This window comes from Streptomyces sp. MB09-02B, assembly GCF_033794485.1.
Classification (GTDB): Bacteria; Actinomycetota; Actinomycetes; order Streptomycetales; family Streptomycetaceae; genus Streptomyces.
In genome coordinates, this window is the sequence record NZ_JARGEE010000207.1 from 1 (window position 1) to 16,125 (window position 16,125).

Sequence of the window (16,125 nt, forward strand, 5' to 3'; positions counted from 1 at the left end):
GGCTCGGGGGAGGTCCGGGGCGGCGGAGGCGAGTTCTCCTGCGGAGCTGACGTCTCCTGCGGCGGCTGTGTCTGTGTCATACGGAGAACCTCGCGTGGGCGTCCGGGGGCGGACCATCCGGCAGTCTTCGGGCTCTCCTCCGCCGATCGGCGGGTACCGCCCTGCCGACCGGCGGAGTCTCGTCCTGACCCGTTGTCCGGTGCGACCGGGCGGGCGGTGTCGTTCAGCCACTCGGCGGGGGTGGACCCGACGGTTGCCGGATGGGCGCGTGGCGGCCGGGCTTGAAGGCTGGAGGCGCATGGCAGACCGCGCCGGCACAAGGAGCGCGAGGACTGCCTGCCCCGGCACTTCGGCCCGCGTACCGGGTCGTGACGCCGCGACACCGCGGAAGAAAGGAACTTCGTGAACACCGCATCCGCTCCGACGACGGATGAGCCGTCCCTGTCCGCCCGGGAGACGATCAAGGCACTGGGCGCGTATGTGCGGCCGCACCGGTGGGCGGTCGCCCTCGGTCTGTTGTGCGCCCTGGTCGGCGCCGCCGCGGGGCTGCTGCAGCCGCTGGCCACGAAGGCGCTGGTGGACCGGCTGGCCTCCGGCGGGACCATCGCCGGGATCCTGATCGCGCTCACCGTGCTGGTGGTGCTGGGCACAGCGGTCGAGGCGTTCGGCGCGTACGTGCTGGAGCGGACGGCGGAGTCGGTGGTCCTGGCCGCGCGACGCACCCTTGTGGGGCGGCTGTTGCGGTTGCGGATCGCGGAGTGGGAGCGGATCCCGCCGGGCGATCTGATGTCGAGGGTCACCTCGGACACCACGCTGCTGCGGGCGGTCAGCACCCAGGCGGTCGTCTCCGCGGCCACCGGCGCGGTGACCTTCGTCGCGGCGGTCGTGGTGATGGCGTTCCTGGACGTCGTGCTGCTGGGTATGACGCTGGGGGTGGTCGTGGTGGTCGGTGGGGCCGCCGCGCTGGTGATGCCACAGATCGCGCGGGCCACCGAGCGGTCGCAGGAGGCGGTCGGGGAGATCTCCGTCGGATTGGAGCGGTCTCTCGGGGCGTTTCGCACGGTGAAGGCGTCCGGTGCCGAGGAGCGGGAGACCGCCCGGGTGGAGGCGGCGGCACGGCGGGCCTGGCGGCACGGTGTGAAGAGCGCGAAGTGGGAGGCCGTGGCCGGCTCGGCCGACGAACTCGCCGTACAGCTGGCCTTTCTCGCGGTGCTCGCCGTCGGCGGGGCGCGCGTGGCGTCCGGGGAGATCCCCGTGTCCACCCTCATCGCCTTCCTTCTGTACCTCTTCTATCTGATCGAGCCGGTGTCCAGGCTGGTCGACGCCGTGACCTCCTATCAGGAGGGGGCGGCCGCGATCTCCCGCATCGCGGGCGTGGAACGCCTCTCGACGGAATCGCCCGCTCGGCGGACCGGCGCCCTGCCCCGGCAGGGGGCAGCCGCCCAGGGTCCGGCGTCGGTCCGTTTCGAGGACGTGTCCTTCCGCTACCGTCCGGGCCTGCCGTACACCCACGAGCAGGTGAGCTTCGAGGTACCCGGTGCCGGGACGACGGCCTTCGTCGGTCCTTCCGGCGCGGGCAAGTCGACGGTCTTCGCGCTCATCGAGCGGTTCTACGAAGCCACCGGCGGCCGGATCCTGGTCGACGGCAAAGACGTACGGGACTGGTCCCTGGGCGAGCTGCGGTCCGCCATCGGGTACGTGGAGCAGGACGCTCCGGTGCTGGCCGGCACGCTACGGGAGAACCTGGTCTTCGCGGCGCCCGGTGCGACGGACGACGCCCTCCGCGACGTCCTGACCCGCACGAAGCTCGACACCCTCGTGGAGCGTCTGCCCCACGGCCTGGACAGCCCGGTCGGCCATCGCGGCTCGAAGCTGTCGGGCGGTGAGCGGCAGCGCATCGCCATAGCCCGCGCCGTCCTGCGCAAGCCTCGGCTGCTGCTGTTGGACGAGGCGACCTCGCAACTCGACGCAGTCAACGAGCTGGCGCTGCGGGACGTCATCACGGACGTGGCCCGGGAGACCACGGTGCTGGTGGTGGCCCACCGCCTGTCGACGGTGACGGGCGCCGACCGGATCGTCGTCATGGACGCCGGCCGGGTCCGGGCCATGGGCACCCATGAGGAACTGGTGGCCCAGGACCGGCTGTACGCGCGGCTGGCGGCCACCCAGCTCCTGGCCCCCGCACGATGACCCACCGCACGCGGGGTTGTCCGGTCGTCCACTGCTCCGGTCCCGGCCGGACAACCCACGCACCGACACCCACGGAAACCCGGCCCCCGAAAGGCCGCCTGGGCGCACCGAGTCCGCCATCCGTCGCAGACGTGGGCCATGGGACTGGCCGGCCCGGCCGACCGCGCTGCTCGGCGGCGTGTACGGGCTCCTGGTGACGAGTTCGGCCGTTGCCGCGCTCACGCAGTTCGGCCCGGCACCCAGGGCCTCGTACACGCCACCCGCGGAAACGTGCCCCTCGCCGGACCACGACATCTACACAGGTCAGAGCGGTGTGGACCAACGGTGACCGCCACGGAGCCGAACTCACGCGCAGCGGATGCAGCCCGTCCCGTCCAGGCAAAGTCGCCGTTCCGGCAGGAGCTCGTTCGGTGCGCCGAAGCCGTCGGCCTCGCGCATGCGGGGATAGGTCGTAGTGACGCACCCCGGAGACATCGATCACCGAGGTCAGAAACCGACAGACGTGGTCATGCCTCCGGAGATCAGGCTCGTGCGTCTCGCTGCTGAACTTCCTTGAGGACTCCGGCCACCGTCGCGAAGTCATTGTCCACGTGGAGGACGGTGTGCCCATGGTGTACGGCTGTCGCACACACCAACAGGTCGATCGCTCCCGCCGCCCGATGCCGGCCCTTCTGGGTCAGTTTGTACTGGGCGGTGTCGACCCACCGCCAGGCGTTCTTCGGAACCGGGGAGAGCAGACAGAGCGCGTCCAGTTCCTCGGCCAGCTCATCTCGGTGAGACGGGCTGGTCGCCGAGCAGAGGAATTCGGCTCGTGTCGGCTCACAGAGGTGGAACACCCCTGCGGCGATGTGTCCCTCCCAGGGGCGCAGCGCACCTGGGGTACGGAACAGGTGCCACAGAGCCGAGGTGTCGACCAGATACGTGATCACTCGAAGGCCTCGCGCCGCGCACGCCTCTCGGCTTCATGCGCCGCTGCGGCCTGCTCGAACTCGCCGCGCTCACCTCGAGCGGCCAGCTTCTCCGCGGCCTCGAGCCTCCTGATCCGCGCTACGTAGTCCCGAAGGGCCGCGTTGACGGTCTCCTTCTTCGTCGTGGCACCCATGAGCCGCATGGCCTCGGCCAGCGCCTCGTCGTCGAGATCAATCTGCGTGACGGACATCGCGCACCTCCGACATCCACGATGTATGCACCCAGGATACATCGTCAACATCGAGCGCGACCGTCAAGCACAAACAGACCACGTAGGGGATGTGCGCCGGCGTCAAGGCGTTCACATGATCACCACGGGGCCGCCAGGACCCACAGGCTCTCGCCTGACCAGGAAAACGCCTGGTCAGAAGGTTTCTCCTCGCGTAGCGAGTGGTGGGGCGGGTGGGACTCGAACCCACGGCCGACGGATTATGAGTCCGCTGCTCTAACCGGCTGAGCTACCGCCCCGTACGGCGTGTCGCGTACATGTGTGCGCGCCGTCTGCCGCAGCATAGCCGCTCATACGATCTCCTGCTTCGGATGGTCGGCCTTCGCATGCGCTTCTTGACCTTGAGGACCTCGGCGCGGCGCACACGGTTCCCCCGAACATGAAAAAGGACCCCCACGGGGTCCTTCCTCGGTCCATCCTCGCTGGCTCTCCCGACTGGACTCGAACCAGTAACCTGCCGGTTAACAGCCGGCTGCTCTGCCAATTGAGCTACGGAAGATCGAAGCTCCCCCGACTGGACTCGAACCAGTAACCTGCCGGTTAACAGCCGGCTGCTCTGCCAATTGAGCTACGGAGGATTGCCTCGTTGCATCGAACGTACCTCCCTGGGTATTCGCCAGGGGGCGTGCGCTCGCTGCGACACATACATTAGCGCAAGCTGGGGGGTGCTCCGCCAATCGGTATCCCCCGCGCCCGTCGCCCGCACAGGGCACGCAAGGGACCGACGCAGACGTAAGGGAAGGGTGGTCGCCATGCGCTATCGGCTCACGTTCTTTGCCGGACTGGCCCTGGGGTACGTGCTCGGCACGAAGGCCGGTCGCGAACGCTACGAGCAGTTGAAGAAGTCCGCGCGACAGGTCGCGCAGAACCCCGCCGTGCGGAACACCGCCGAGTCGGCCGCCCAGCAGGGGCGGGTCTACGCGGGCAAGGCGTACCACGTGGTCAGCGAGAAGGTCGGCGACCGGATGCCGGACCTGGTCGCCGACCGGGTCCGCTCCCTGCGGGAACGCAACGCCAACGGCTCGGCCGGAGACGACTGGGGCACCAGCAATACCTAGGGACCACATCGCGCCGACCGGAGCCACGCGCGGCGCTCCCACCCCTTCCCGTGCGGCAGAATTTCTGCCATGGGGATAGTCGCCGGGCTGGACAGTTCGCCCGATTTTACGCGCATTGTCGTCTGTGACTCGGACACAGGGGCCGTGCTGAGGCAGGGGTATGCCCCGCACCCGTTGGAGTCGGCGGAGAGCGGGGGGCGCCCCGCGGACGTCGATCCGCAGGCCTGGCTGCTGTCCCTCGGGGAGGCGGCCGGCGGCGGGCTGCTGGAGGGTGTGCAGGCGATCGGGGTCTCGTCCCAGCAGAACGGGCTGATCGCGCTGGACGCACAGGGCAACACCGTGCGTCCGGCGATGGTCGGCGGCGACAAGCGGACCCAGGTCGCGGCCGCCGACCTCGTCGACGCGCTCGGCGGGCGCGGGGCGTGGGCGGAGGCCGTCGGCTGTGTGCCGGGGGCCGCGCAGCCGGTGACCAAGCTGCGCTGGATGAGCCGCACGGAACCGGACGCCGCGATGCGGACGGCCGTACTGCTCCAGGCGCACGACTGGCTGGTCTGGCAGCTGCTGGGGCGGCCCGTCAGGAGGACCACGGACCGGGGCGGGGCGTCCGGGACCGGGTACTGGAACGCGGCGACCGGGCAGTACCGCACGGATCTCGTCGAGATGGCGCTCGGGCATCAGGTGATGCTTCCCGAGGTGCTCGGCCCCTCGGACGCCGCCGGTACGACGCCGGAAGGGCTCCTCATCTCCGCCGGCACCGGCGAGACCATGGCCGCCGCGTTCGGACTCGGTATCGGCCTCGGTGACGCGGTGGTGTCGCTGGGGGCCTCCGGGTCCGTCATGGCCGTCCACACGCAGGCGCTCGTCGACTCCTCCGGGATGATCACCTCGCTGGCCGACGCCACGGGGATGCACCTGCCGGTCGTCACCACGCTCAACGCCGTACGGACGCTGCGCGGGGCCGCCGAACTGCTGGGCGTGGCCGATCTGGAGGCCCTGTCCGACCTGGCGACGAAGTCCACCCCGGGGTCGCACGGGCTCGTCATGCTGCCGTACCTGGAGGGCGAGCGGACGCCGAACCTGCCGCACACGGCGGGGACGCTGGCCGGGCTGCGGCGGGAGTCGATGAAGCCGGAACACCTCGCGCGGGCCGCGTTCGAGGGCATGCTCTGCGGGCTCGCTGACGCGCTGGACGTGCTGCGGGGGCGGGGCGTGGACGTACGGCGGATCTTCCTGCTGGGTGCGGCGGCGGAGCTGCCGGCCGTGCAGGCGGCGGCGCCGGCGCTGTTCGGGGTGCCGGTGGTGGTGCCGCAGCCGGCGGACTACGCGGCGGTGGGCGCGGCCCGGCAGGCGGCGTGGGCGCTCGGGGTCTCGCAGGGGGCGCTCGATCCGCGTACGCCACCGATGTGGCCGGGGGCGGCGGCGCAGGTGCTGGAGCCCGGGGACGAGTTGGCGGTGGGGCAGGCGGTTCGGCAGCAGTACGTGGCGGTGCGGGAGCAGACGCATCCCGGGGCGTTCAGAGCGTGAGCCGTTCGTAGCCTGAGCGGAGGGGGGTCGGGGTGCCGTCCCGGTGCGCAAAAACTGCGCATGGAACCTTCACCGTCGGGTTAATTCGGTTGAGGTAACGCGGGTGGAGTGTTCGACGATGGGGGGTGGTGCGTCCTCGACCCCGTCTTCCACTCCGTCTTCGACTCCGAGAGATCTCGCGTGCTCATACGATTGCTGAGAAGTCATCTCCGTCCCTACCGGACACCGATCGCCCTGCTGGTGCTGCTGCAGTTCGTGCAGACGTGCGCCACGCTCTACCTGCCCACGCTGAACGCGGACATCATCGACGAGGGCGTGGTGGAGGGGGATACGGGTTACATCCTGTCCTTCGGCGCGCTGATGATCGGTATCTCGCTGGTGCAGGTCGTCTGCAACATCGGGGCCGTGTACTACGGCGCCCGCACGGCGTCGGCGGTCGGCCGGGACATCCGGGCCGCCGTGTTCGACCGGGTGCAGTCGTTCTCGGCGCGTGAGGTCGGTCACTTCGGGGCCCCGTCGCTGATCACCCGGACCACGAACGACGTGCAGCAGGTGCAGATGCTGGTGCTCATGACGTTCACGCTGGTGGTGTCGGCGCCGATCATGTGCGTCGGCGGCATCGTGCTGGCGCTCGGGCTGGACGTGCCGTTGTCGGGGGTGCTGCTCGCCGTCGTACCGGTGCTCGGTATCTCCGTCAGCCTGATCGTGCGCCGGTTGCGCCCCCTGTTCCGCACGATGCAGGAGCGGCTGGACACCGTGAACCGGGTGCTGCGGGAGCAGATCACCGGTAACCGGGTGATCCGGGCCTTCGTGCGGGACGACTACGAGAAGGACCGGTTCCGGCAGGCGAACGTCGAGCTGACGGACGTGTCGCTGGGCACCGGGCGGATGCTCGCGCTGATGTTCCCGATCGTGATGACGGTCATCAACTTCTCGTCGATCGCGGTGGTGTGGTTCGGTGCCCATCGGATCGACAGCGGTGGGATGGAGATCGGCGCGCTCACGGCCTTTCTCGCCTATCTGATGCAGATCGTCATGGCTGTGATGATGGCCACCTTCATGTTCATGATGATGCCGCGCGCCGAGGTGTGCGCCGAGCGCATCCAGGAAGTGCTGGACACCGACACGAGTGTGGTGCCGCCGGTCGAGCCCGTGCGGGAGCTGCGGCGCCACGGGTTCCTGGAGGTCCGGGGTGCCGGGTTCCGCTATCCGGGCGCCGAGGAGCCGGTGCTCAGGTCGATCGAGGTCGTGGCGCGGCCCGGTGAGACGACGGCCGTCATCGGGTCCACGGGCAGCGGGAAGTCGACGCTGCTCGGGCTGGTGCCCCGGCTGTTCGACGTCACCGAGGGCGAGGTGCTGGTGGACGGCGTCGACGTACGGACGCTCGATCCGAAGCTGCTGGCGCGGACGGTGGGTCTGGTGCCGCAGAAGCCGTACCTGTTCTCCGGGACCGTGGCGACGAACCTGCGCTACGGCAATCCGGACGCCACCGACGAGGAGCTGTGGCACGCGCTGGAGGTGGCGCAGGCCAAGGAGTTCGTCGAGCGGCTGGAGAACGGGCTGGACTCCCCCATCGCACAGGGCGGGACGAACGTGTCGGGCGGACAGCGGCAGCGGCTCGCGATCGCGCGGACACTGGTGCAGCGGCCGGAGATCTATCTGTTCGACGACTCCTTCTCCGCGCTCGACTACGCGACCGACGCCGCGCTGCGGGCGGCGCTGGGGCGGGAGACCGCCGAGGCGACCGTGGTGATCGTGGCCCAGCGGGTGGCGACCATCCGGGACGCCGACCGGATCGTCGTCCTCGACGAGGGCCGGGTCGTCGGCACCGGACGTCACCACGAACTGATGGCGGACAACGAGACCTACCGGGAGATCGTCCTCTCCCAGCTCACGGAAGCGGAGGCAGCCTGATGGCCGGGCCGTTGGCACGGATGGCGGGGGCCGGGGCCCCCGACCAGCACTCCATGGACTTCAAGGGGTCCGGGAAGCGGCTGCTCGCGCAGTTCAGGCCCGAGCGGTTCACGATGTACGCGATGGTCGTGTGCGCGGTGCTCAGCGTCGGGCTGTCGGTGCTCGGGCCGTGGATCCTCGGCAAGGCGACCGACCTGGTGTTCGCGGGTGTCGTCGGGCGGGAGATGCCGGCGGGCGCCACCAAGGCCGAGGTGCTGGAGTCCATGCGCGAGCGCGGGGACGGCGCGGTCGCCGACATGCTGGCGGGCACGGACTTCACGCCCGGCAAGGGCATCGATTTCGACGCCGTCGGCACGGTGCTGCTGGTTGCCCTCGGCATCTTCCTGGTCGCGGGGCTGCTGATGGCGGTGGCCACGCGACTCTCCAACCGGGCCATCAACCGGACCGTCTACCACATGCGTGAGGAGCTCCAGGCGAAGCTGTCGCGGCTGCCGCTGTCGTACTTCGACAAGCGACAGCGCGGTGAGGTGCTCAGCCGGGCGACCAACGACATCGACAACATCGGGCAGACGTTGCAGCAGTCGATGGGGCAGCTCATCAACTCGCTGCTCACCATCATCGGTGTGCTGGTGATGATGTTCTGGGTGTCGCCGCTGCTGGCGCTGGTCGCGCTGGTGACCGTGCCGGTGTCGTTCCTGGTGGCCACGCGGGTCGGCAAGCGGTCGCAGCCGCACTTCGTCGCGCAGTGGCGGGTGACGGGCAAGCTCAACGCCCACATCGAGGAGATGTACACCGGGCACACGCTCGTGAAGGTGTTCGGGCGTCAGGAGGAGTCGGCGCAGCAGTTCGCCGAGGAGAACGAGCGGCTGTACGAGGCCGGGTTCAAGGCCCAGTTCAACAGCGGGATCATGCAGCCGTTGATGTTCTTCGTGTCGAACATCAACTACGTGCTGGTCGCGGTCGTGGGTGGACTGCGGGTGGCTACGGGCGCCCTGTCCATCGGTGACGTGCAGGCGTTCATCCAGTACTCGCGGCAGTTCTCGATGCCGCTGACGCAGGTCGCGTCCATGGCGAACCTGGTGCAGTCGGGGGTCGCCTCCGCCGAGCGGATCTTCGAACTGCTCGACGCGGAGGAGCAGGAGGCCGACGCGGTGCCCGGGGTGCGGCCCGAGGAGCTGCGGGGGCGGGTGGCGCTGGAGGGCGTGTCCTTCCGTTACGAGGCCGACAAGCCGCTGATCGAGGACCTGTCGCTGGTGGTGGAGCCCGGGCACACGGTCGCGATCGTGGGGCCGACGGGTGCGGGCAAGACCACGCTGGTGAACCTGTTGATGCGGTTCTACGAGGTCACCGGGGGGCGGATCACGCTCGACGGGGTCGATGTCGCGTCCATGTCGCGGGACGAACTCCGGGACGGGATAGGGATGGTGCTCCAGGACACCTGGCTGTTCGGCGGGACCATCGCGGAGAACATCGCGTACGGGGCGTCCGCCGCGCGGAAGGTGCCCCGGGGGGAAGTCGAGGAGGCGGCTCGGGCGGCGCACGCGGACCGGTTCATCCGGACGCTGCCGGACGGGTACGACACCGTGATCGACGACGAGGGGAGCGGGGTGAGCGCGGGTGAGAAGCAGCTCATCACGATCGCCCGGGCGTTCCTGTCGGATCCGGTGATCCTGGTGCTGGACGAGGCGACGTCTTCTGTGGACACGCGTACGGAGGTGTTGATCCAGAAGGCGATGGCGAAGCTGGCGCACGGGCGGACGTCGTTCGTGATCGCGCACCGGCTGTCGACGATTCGGGATGCGGACACGATCCTGGTGATGGAGAACGGTTCCATCGTGGAGCAGGGGGCGCACGAGGAGTTGCTGGCCTCGGGTGGGGCGTACGCGCGGCTGTATCGGGCGCAGTTCGCTGAGGCGGTTGCTGAAGTGGACTGAGGGGGTGGGCTGAGAGGTGTCGTCGAGTGCGGGCCCGGTGGGGCTTCTCGCGCAGTTCCCCGCGCCCCTGAAAAGCAGGGGCTGCGCCCACTGCTTTTCAGGCTCACCGGAGCCCCGGCCGACGACGCTCCCCCTCAGTCCAGGTAGCCCCGCAGCTGGTCCGCGAAGGCGTGGTCCCTGAGTTTGTTCAGGGTCTTGGACTCGATCTGGCGTATCCGTTCGCGGGTGACGCCGAAGATGCGGCCTATCTCCTCCAGTGTGCGGGGGCGGCCGTCGGCGAGGCCGTAGCGGAGTTGGACCACCTTGCGCTCCCGCTCGCCGAGCGTGGAGAGGACCGCTTCCAGGTGTTCGCGCAGCAACAGGAACGCGGCGGACTCCACCGGGCTCGCCGCGTCGCCGTCCTCGATGAGGTCGCCGAGGGCCACGTCGTCCTCCTCGCCGACCGGGGCGTGGAGGGAGACCGGTTCCTGGGCGAGGCGGAGGACCTCGCTGACGCGTTCGGGGGCGAGGTCGAGATGGGCGGCCACCTCCTCCGGCGTGGGCTCGTAGCCCCGCTCCTGGAGCATGCGGCGCTGGACTCGGACGACCCGGTTGATCAGCTCGACCACGTGGACGGGGACGCGGATCGTGCGGGCCTGGTCGGCCAGCGCGCGGGACATGGCCTGGCGGATCCACCAGGTGGCGTAGGTCGAGAACTTGTAGCCGCGCGCGTAGTCGAACTTCTCGACAGCCCGGATGAGGCCCAGGTTCCCTTCCTGGACCAGGTCCAGCATGGTCAGGCCGCGGCCGACGTAACGCTTCGCCACGGAGACGACGAGCCGCAGGTTCGCCTCGATCAGACGGCGTTTGGCCATGCGGCCCATGACCACCAGTTTGTCGAGGTCGAGGGCGAGCTCGGTGGCGAGGTCGGGGGCGTTGCCGAGCCGTTCCTCGGCGAAGAGGCCGGCCTCGACGCGGCGGGCCAGTTCCACTTCCTCCGCCGCCGTCAGGAGGGGGATACGGCCGATCTCGCGCAGGTACTGGCGGAAGAGGTCGGAGGAGGGGCCGCTGGTGTCCGGGCGGGCGCGGGGCAGCTCCACGGGCTCGGGGGGCTCGGCCGTCTCCAAGGCCTCGACCGCCGCGGCAGGCGGTTCGTCCAGGTCGGGCGGGCCGTCGGGGGCCGCCTCGGGGTGGTGCGCGGCACGGCTCTGGGCGGGCACCGCGGTGATGACATCGGTCTCCGCGGCCGGCTCCGAGCCGTCGGTACCGATGGCCGTGCTGTCGTTCTGTATGAGGGTCTGGGTCTGCACGGGGGCGACCTCCAGGAATGTCGCTGCCAGGGCGTACGGCAGCGGTACGTCTGGGATGGCGCGGGCGGCCTCTCCGCCGTCCATCCCGTACTCATCGAGCGGAACCGCGGGGATCTCGGACCCGTGGGGGACGGGTCGGCCGCGCTCCGAGGACTCAGGCACCGCCACCCAGTGTGGAGTACGACACACAGCCGCCACGAGGGGCGTGCGGTGACTTTTTGCGTCCGGTCCGTGACCGCACGATTACCGCGTTCCACGAGTGCGCTGCTGGGCGGACCGTAAACAGCTTGAACACCGTACGGAGCGGGGGTGGCTCCGGCGCGGATTGGCATGTGCTCCGGGGACGTGCGCGGCCGGGGGCGCGAACGGCCGCGGTTCAGAGCGCCTCCGCGCCCCGCTCCCGCAACGCCTGGTCGTACTGCTGGAGGACCCACAACTCGTTCTGGACGGCGGCCAGCTGGGCGGGATCGCCCTGGGCGGCCGCCCGCGCCAGGCTGCCCTGGACGTCGCGCACCCGGCGCTCGACGGCCCGGCGGCGCACGGTGACGAGCTGGTCGCCCGCGTACACCTCGTCGACCTTCTTGCGCATGATCGCCTCGACGGCCAGCTCGGTCACCATGGCCCGCACGGTGTCGTCCGGCGCCGCCTCGCGGACCCGGACCAGATACTCCTGCGGGTCCTCGGTGCCGTACTCGACGCCGCCCGCCTCGATGATCGCCTCACGGACGGCCGCGTACGGGGCGGCGGTGAACTCGTCGACGCCGTACGCGTCGAACGCCGGGGCGACCAACTCGGGTCGCTGCAGGGCGAGTTTGAGGAGTTCGCGTTCGGTGGCGAAGACGGGGTTGCGCAGGGTGAGGGCCGGGCCGGACGGGGGCCGGGCCGTGGACTCGTAGGGCCCCGCCCCGCGCCGGCCGGCCGGGGCCGGGCCCTGGCCGCCGCGCTCACGCGCCCAGCGGGCCAGCTGGGCGACGCGCTTGACGACGAACTGGGTGTCGAGGATGCCGAGCATGCCGGCGAGCTGCACGGCGACCTCGTGCTGGGCGCCGCTGTTCTTGATGCGGGCCACGATCGGCGCGGCCTCGTCGAGGGCGGCGGCGCGGCCTGCGGGGGTCTCCAGGTCGTAGCGGGCGACGATCTGGCGGAGGGCGAACTCGAAGAGCGGGGTGCGGGGTTCTGTGAGTTCGGCGACCGCCTCGTCGCCCTTCGCCAGGCGCAGTTCGCAGGGGTCCATGCCGTCGGGGGCGATGGCGATGTACGTCTCTGCGGCGAACTTCTGGTCGTCCTCGAAGGCGCGCAGGGCCGCCTTCTGGCCGGCCGCGTCGCCGTCGAAGGTGAAGATCACGCGGGCCGAGCCGTTGTCCATCAGCAGTCGGCGGAGGATCTTGATGTGTTCGCCGCCGAAGGCCGTGCCGCAGGTGGCGATGGCCGTGGTGACGCCGGCCAGGTGGCAGGCCATGACGTCGGTGTAGCCCTCGACCACGACGGCCCGGCTGGCCTTGGCGATGTCCTTCTTGGCGAGGTCGATGCCGTAGAGGACCTGGGACTTGCGGTAGATCGCCGTGTCGGGGGTGTTGAGGTACTTCGGGCCGTTGTCCGACTCGTAGAGCTTGCGGGCGCCGAAGCCGACCACGTCTCCGCCGATGTCGCGGATGGGCCACATCAGGCGGCCGCGGAAGCGGTCGATCGGGCCCCGGCGGCCCTCCTGGGAGAGGCCGGACAGCAGCAGTTCCTTGTCGGTGAAGCCCTTGCCGCGCAGGAAGCGGGTGAGGTGGTCCCAGCCCTGGGGGCTGTAGCCGACGCCGAAGTGGACGGCGGCGGCCTGGTCGAAGCCGCGCTCGGCGAGGAAGATCCGGCCGGTGTCGGCCTCGGGGCTGGTGGCGAGCTGTTCCGCGTACCACTCGGCGGCGATCTTGTGGGCCTCGACCAGGCGGATGCGTTCGCCGCGCTGGTGGGAGGGGTTGTACCCGCCCTCCTCGTAGCGCAGGGTGATGCCGGCCTGGCCGGCGAGGCGCTCGACGGCCTCCGAGAAGGACAGGTGGTCGACCTTCATCACGAACGTGATGGTGTCGCCGCCCTCCTGGCAGCCGAAGCAGTGGAAGAGCCCCTTGCTCGGGCTGACCTGGAAGGACGGTGACTTCTCGTCGTGGAACGGGCAGAGCCCCTTGAGGTTCCCGCCGCCCGCGTTGCGCAGCTGGAGGTACTCGGACACCACGGCGTCGATCGGGACCGCGTCCCGTACCGCCTTCACGTCCTCGTCGTTGATCCGTCCTGCCACGCGGAGATTCTACGGTGACCTACTGACATGGCCGTGCCGCGGAAGGGGCGCGGGGAACTGCGCGAGCAGCCGCATACGGCCCGCAGTCGCCCTCGCGCCCCCTCGCGCCCCACCCCGCAGCCCCCTAGGCGATCAGACTCTCCAACGGCACCTGGGGATTCGAAAGCGCGTCCACATCGACCCGCGCCCGGGAGCGGATCAGTTTCTGGATCGGCTCAGTGACATCCCACACGTTCACGTTCATCCCGGCCAGCACCCTCCCCTCCTTCACCCAGAACGCGATGAACTCCCGCTTCCCCGCGTCGCCCCGGATCAGCACCTGGTCGTACGAGCCGGGCGGCGCCCAGCCCGAGTACTCCATCCCCAGGTCGTACTGGTCGGAGAAGAAGTACGGCACCCGGTCGTACGTGATGTCCTGCCCGAGCATGGAGCGGGCGGCGGCGGGGCCGCCGTTGAGGGCGTTGGCCCAGTGCTCGACGCGGAGCCGGGTGTCGAAGAGGACGTGCGGGAAGGACACGACGTCACCGGCCGCGTAGATGGAGGGATCGGACGTACGGAGTCCCGCGTCCACCAGGATGCCGCCGCCCTGTGACCGGTCGGCCACCTCCAGCCCCGCCGCTTCGGCCAGGCCCGTGCGCGGACCCGCTCCGATCGCCGCGAGGACGTCGTGCGCCGGGTGCTCCTCCCCGGTGTCCGTGCGGGCCGCGAGGACCATGCCGTCCTGGCCGACGATCTCGGTGAGCCGCGCGCCGAAGTGGAAACGGACGCCGTGCTCGCGGTGCAGTTCGGCGAAGAGGTTGCCGAGCTCGGGGCCGAGGACGCCGTGCAGCGGTGTCGGCTCCGGCTCGACGACGGTGACCTCCGCGCCGTACTCGCGGGCCGCCGCCGCCACTTCCAGGCCGATCCAGCCGGCGCCGGCGATGACCAGGTGGCCGTTGTCCCGGCCGAGGGCGCCGAGGACGCCCTTGAGGCGCTCGGCGTGCGCGAGGCGGCGCAGATGGTGGACACCCGCGAGATCGGTGCCCGGGATGTCCAGGCGGCGGGGCTCGGCGCCGGTCGCGAGCAGCAGTTTGTCGTAGTGGACGAGGGTGCCGTCGTCGCCGAAGCGGACGGTCCTCGCCGTACGGTCGATCGCGTCGACGGTCTGGCCGAGGTGGAGTTCGATGTCGTTGCGCGCGTACCAGGACGGCTCGTGGACGAAGACGCTGTCGCGCTCCTCCTTGCCGAGCAGATAGCCCTTGGAGAGCGGCGGACGCTGGTAGGGGTGGTCGCGTTCGTCGCAGATCAGTATCACGCGGCCGGTGAAGCCCTCCGCTCGGAGCGTCTCGGCCGCCTTCGCGCCGGCGAGACCGCCTCCGACGATGACGAATGTCTGATCCGCGTCGACCACTTGATGCCTCCTCTTAAGAGTGCGTCCACATGCGAGCGTCCCGCACGGAGCGTGATGCGGGAAGAGGTAGTGACCCGATCAGGCCACGGAGGGTCACGTTTCCGTCACTTCCGAACCGTCAGTCTCGCGTGCAGCGCGCGGGCGGAGGGGTCGGTGAGGGAAGCGATCTGGTCGACGATCACCCGCTTGCGGGCGCGGTCGTCCGGAGCCGAGTCGAACAGCGCGCGGAACTGGGGTTCGAGTCCCGCCGGCGCGCGGGCGGTGAGCGCCTCGGCCAGTTCGGCGACGACGATCCGCTGGTCGGCGCGGAGCCGCTCCTGCTCGGCCCGCTGCATCACATAGCGGTCGGCGACGGCCTTCAGCACGGCGCACTCCAGCCGCGCCTCGCGCGGGACGACCAGTTCGGCGGCGTACCGGGTGAGGGGGCCGACGCCGTACGCCCGCCGGGTGGCGCCCTCGGCGGCGAGGCAGAAGCGGCCGATGAGCTGGCTGGTGGCGTCCTTCAACCGGGCCTGGGCGACGGCCGTCCCGTCGTAGCCGTGGGGCCACCACTCCTGGTCGAGGAGGCGGTCGAGGGCGGCGGCGAGCTCGGCCGGGTCCGTGTCCGCGGGGACGTACCGGCCGCGGGCCACCTCGAACACCGCCTGGCGTTCGGGGTCCGCGTGCAGGCAGCCCGGGTCGATGTGGCCCGCGTGCAGGCCGTCCTCGACGTCGTGCACGGAGTACGCCACGTCGTCGGACCAGTCCATGACCTGGGCCTCGAAGGTCGTGCTCGTGCCGGGGGAACCCTTGCGGACCCAGTCGAAGACCGGGCGGTCGTCGTCGTACACGCCGAACTTGGGCGACTTGGGGTCGGTGGGGTGGCCGCCGCGCGGCCAGGGGTACTTGGTGGCGGCGTCCAGGGCGGCGCGGGTGAGGTTGAGGCCGACGCTGACGAGGTCGCCCGACTCCGGGGAGCGTACGAAGCGCTTGGGCTCGATGCGGGTCAGCAGGCGCAGGGACTGGGCGTTGCCCTCGAAACCGCCGCAGTCCTCGGCGAATTCGTTGAGTGCCTGTTCGCCGTTGTGGCCGAAAGGGGGGTGGCCCAGGTCGTGGGAGAGGCAGGCGGCCTCCACGAGGTCGGGGTCGCAGCCGAGGGCGGCGCCCAGCTCGCGGCCCACCTGGGCGCACTCCAGGGAGTGGGTGAGGCGGGTGCGGGGGCTGGCGTCCCAGACGTGGGTGCGGGTGCCGGGGGTGACGACCTGGGTCTTGCCGGCGAGTCTGCGCAGGGCCGCGGAGTGCAGCACGCGGGCGCGGTCGCGTTGGAAGGCGGTGCGGCCGGGGCGTTTGTCGGGCTCCGGGGCGTAGCGC

At 70.5% G+C, this 16,125-nt stretch carries 11 protein-coding genes and 3 tRNA genes; 5 read left to right on the forward strand and 9 right to left on the reverse strand.

The window, feature by feature from the left end; all coding sequences use genetic code 11:
* Window positions 1–402 precede the first annotated feature (402 nt).
* Window positions 403–2,190 carry an ABC transporter ATP-binding protein gene (locus tag P1P70_RS26025; RefSeq protein ID WP_319241796.1) on the forward strand — a complete coding sequence of 596 codons (1,788 nt, stop codon included), beginning with the start codon at window positions 403–405 and terminating at the stop codon, window positions 2,188–2,190.
* 521 nt (window positions 2,191–2,711) lie between these two features.
* On the opposite strand, the gene P1P70_RS26030 is transcribed toward P1P70_RS26025, so the two are convergent.
* From P1P70_RS26030 to P1P70_RS26050, 5 genes are all read right to left on the reverse strand, one after another.
* Entirely contained in the window at window positions 2,712–3,119 is a 408-nt protein-coding gene (locus tag P1P70_RS26030; RefSeq protein WP_319241797.1) for a PIN domain nuclease, read from the reverse strand.
* On the reverse strand, window positions 3,116–3,349 hold the full coding sequence (locus tag P1P70_RS26035) for a type II toxin-antitoxin system VapB family antitoxin (protein ID WP_319241799.1): 234 nt from the start codon (window positions 3,347–3,349) through the stop codon (window positions 3,116–3,118). The genes P1P70_RS26030 and P1P70_RS26035 overlap by 4 nt, the downstream gene beginning before the upstream one ends.
* Before the next feature lie 201 nt (window positions 3,350–3,550).
* A tRNA-Ile gene (locus P1P70_RS26040) sits at window positions 3,551–3,627 on the reverse strand.
* A 184-nt stretch (window positions 3,628–3,811) separates the two neighbouring features.
* Window positions 3,812–3,887: transfer RNA gene (locus P1P70_RS26045), tRNA-Asn, on the reverse strand.
* Between the two features lie 6 nt (window positions 3,888–3,893).
* Window positions 3,894–3,966, reverse strand: a tRNA-Asn gene (locus P1P70_RS26050).
* A gap of 174 nt (window positions 3,967–4,140) precedes the next feature.
* Here P1P70_RS26050 and P1P70_RS26055 point away from each other — a divergent pair.
* The 4 genes from P1P70_RS26055 (at window position 4,141) to P1P70_RS26070 (ending at window position 9,818) form a co-directional block, all read left to right on the forward strand.
* The gene (locus tag P1P70_RS26055; protein WP_319241801.1) at window positions 4,141–4,446 is read left to right on the forward strand and encodes a YtxH domain-containing protein; all 306 of its coding nucleotides are present in this window, start codon (window positions 4,141–4,143) and stop codon (window positions 4,444–4,446) included.
* Window positions 4,447–4,515: 69 nt separating this feature from the next.
* Complete coding sequence (locus tag P1P70_RS26060) at window positions 4,516–5,970, forward strand: FGGY family carbohydrate kinase (protein ID WP_319241803.1); 1,455 nt, start codon at window positions 4,516–4,518, stop codon at window positions 5,968–5,970.
* 180 nt (window positions 5,971–6,150) lie between these two features.
* Entirely contained in the window at window positions 6,151–7,884 is a 1,734-nt protein-coding gene (locus P1P70_RS26065; protein WP_319241805.1) for an ABC transporter ATP-binding protein, read from the forward strand.
* Window positions 7,884–9,818 carry an ABC transporter ATP-binding protein gene (locus P1P70_RS26070; RefSeq protein WP_319241807.1) on the forward strand — a complete coding sequence of 645 codons (1,935 nt, stop codon included), beginning with the start codon at window positions 7,884–7,886 and terminating at the stop codon, window positions 9,816–9,818. Before P1P70_RS26065 ends, P1P70_RS26070 begins: the two co-directional genes overlap by 1 nt.
* Window positions 9,819–9,952: 134 nt before the next feature.
* On the opposite strand, the gene P1P70_RS26075 is transcribed toward P1P70_RS26070, so the two are convergent.
* The 4 genes from P1P70_RS26075 to P1P70_RS26090 all read right to left on the reverse strand — a co-directional run.
* Window positions 9,953–11,269 carry an RNA polymerase sigma factor gene (locus P1P70_RS26075; RefSeq protein WP_319241809.1) on the reverse strand — a complete coding sequence of 439 codons (1,317 nt, stop codon included), beginning with the start codon at window positions 11,267–11,269 and terminating at the stop codon, window positions 9,953–9,955.
* Window positions 11,270–11,483: 214 nt separating this feature from the next.
* Window positions 11,484–13,385 carry a DNA primase gene (gene dnaG, locus P1P70_RS26080; RefSeq protein ID WP_319241811.1) on the reverse strand — a complete coding sequence of 634 codons (1,902 nt, stop codon included), beginning with the start codon at window positions 13,383–13,385 and terminating at the stop codon, window positions 11,484–11,486.
* Between the two features lie 124 nt (window positions 13,386–13,509).
* Complete coding sequence (locus P1P70_RS26085; protein ID WP_319241813.1) at window positions 13,510–14,775, reverse strand: NAD(P)/FAD-dependent oxidoreductase; 1,266 nt, start codon at window positions 14,773–14,775, stop codon at window positions 13,510–13,512.
* Between the two features lie 104 nt (window positions 14,776–14,879).
* The coding region (locus tag P1P70_RS26090; RefSeq protein WP_319241815.1) for a deoxyguanosinetriphosphate triphosphohydrolase at window positions 14,880–16,125 on the reverse strand (1,246 nt) is incomplete at its 5' end.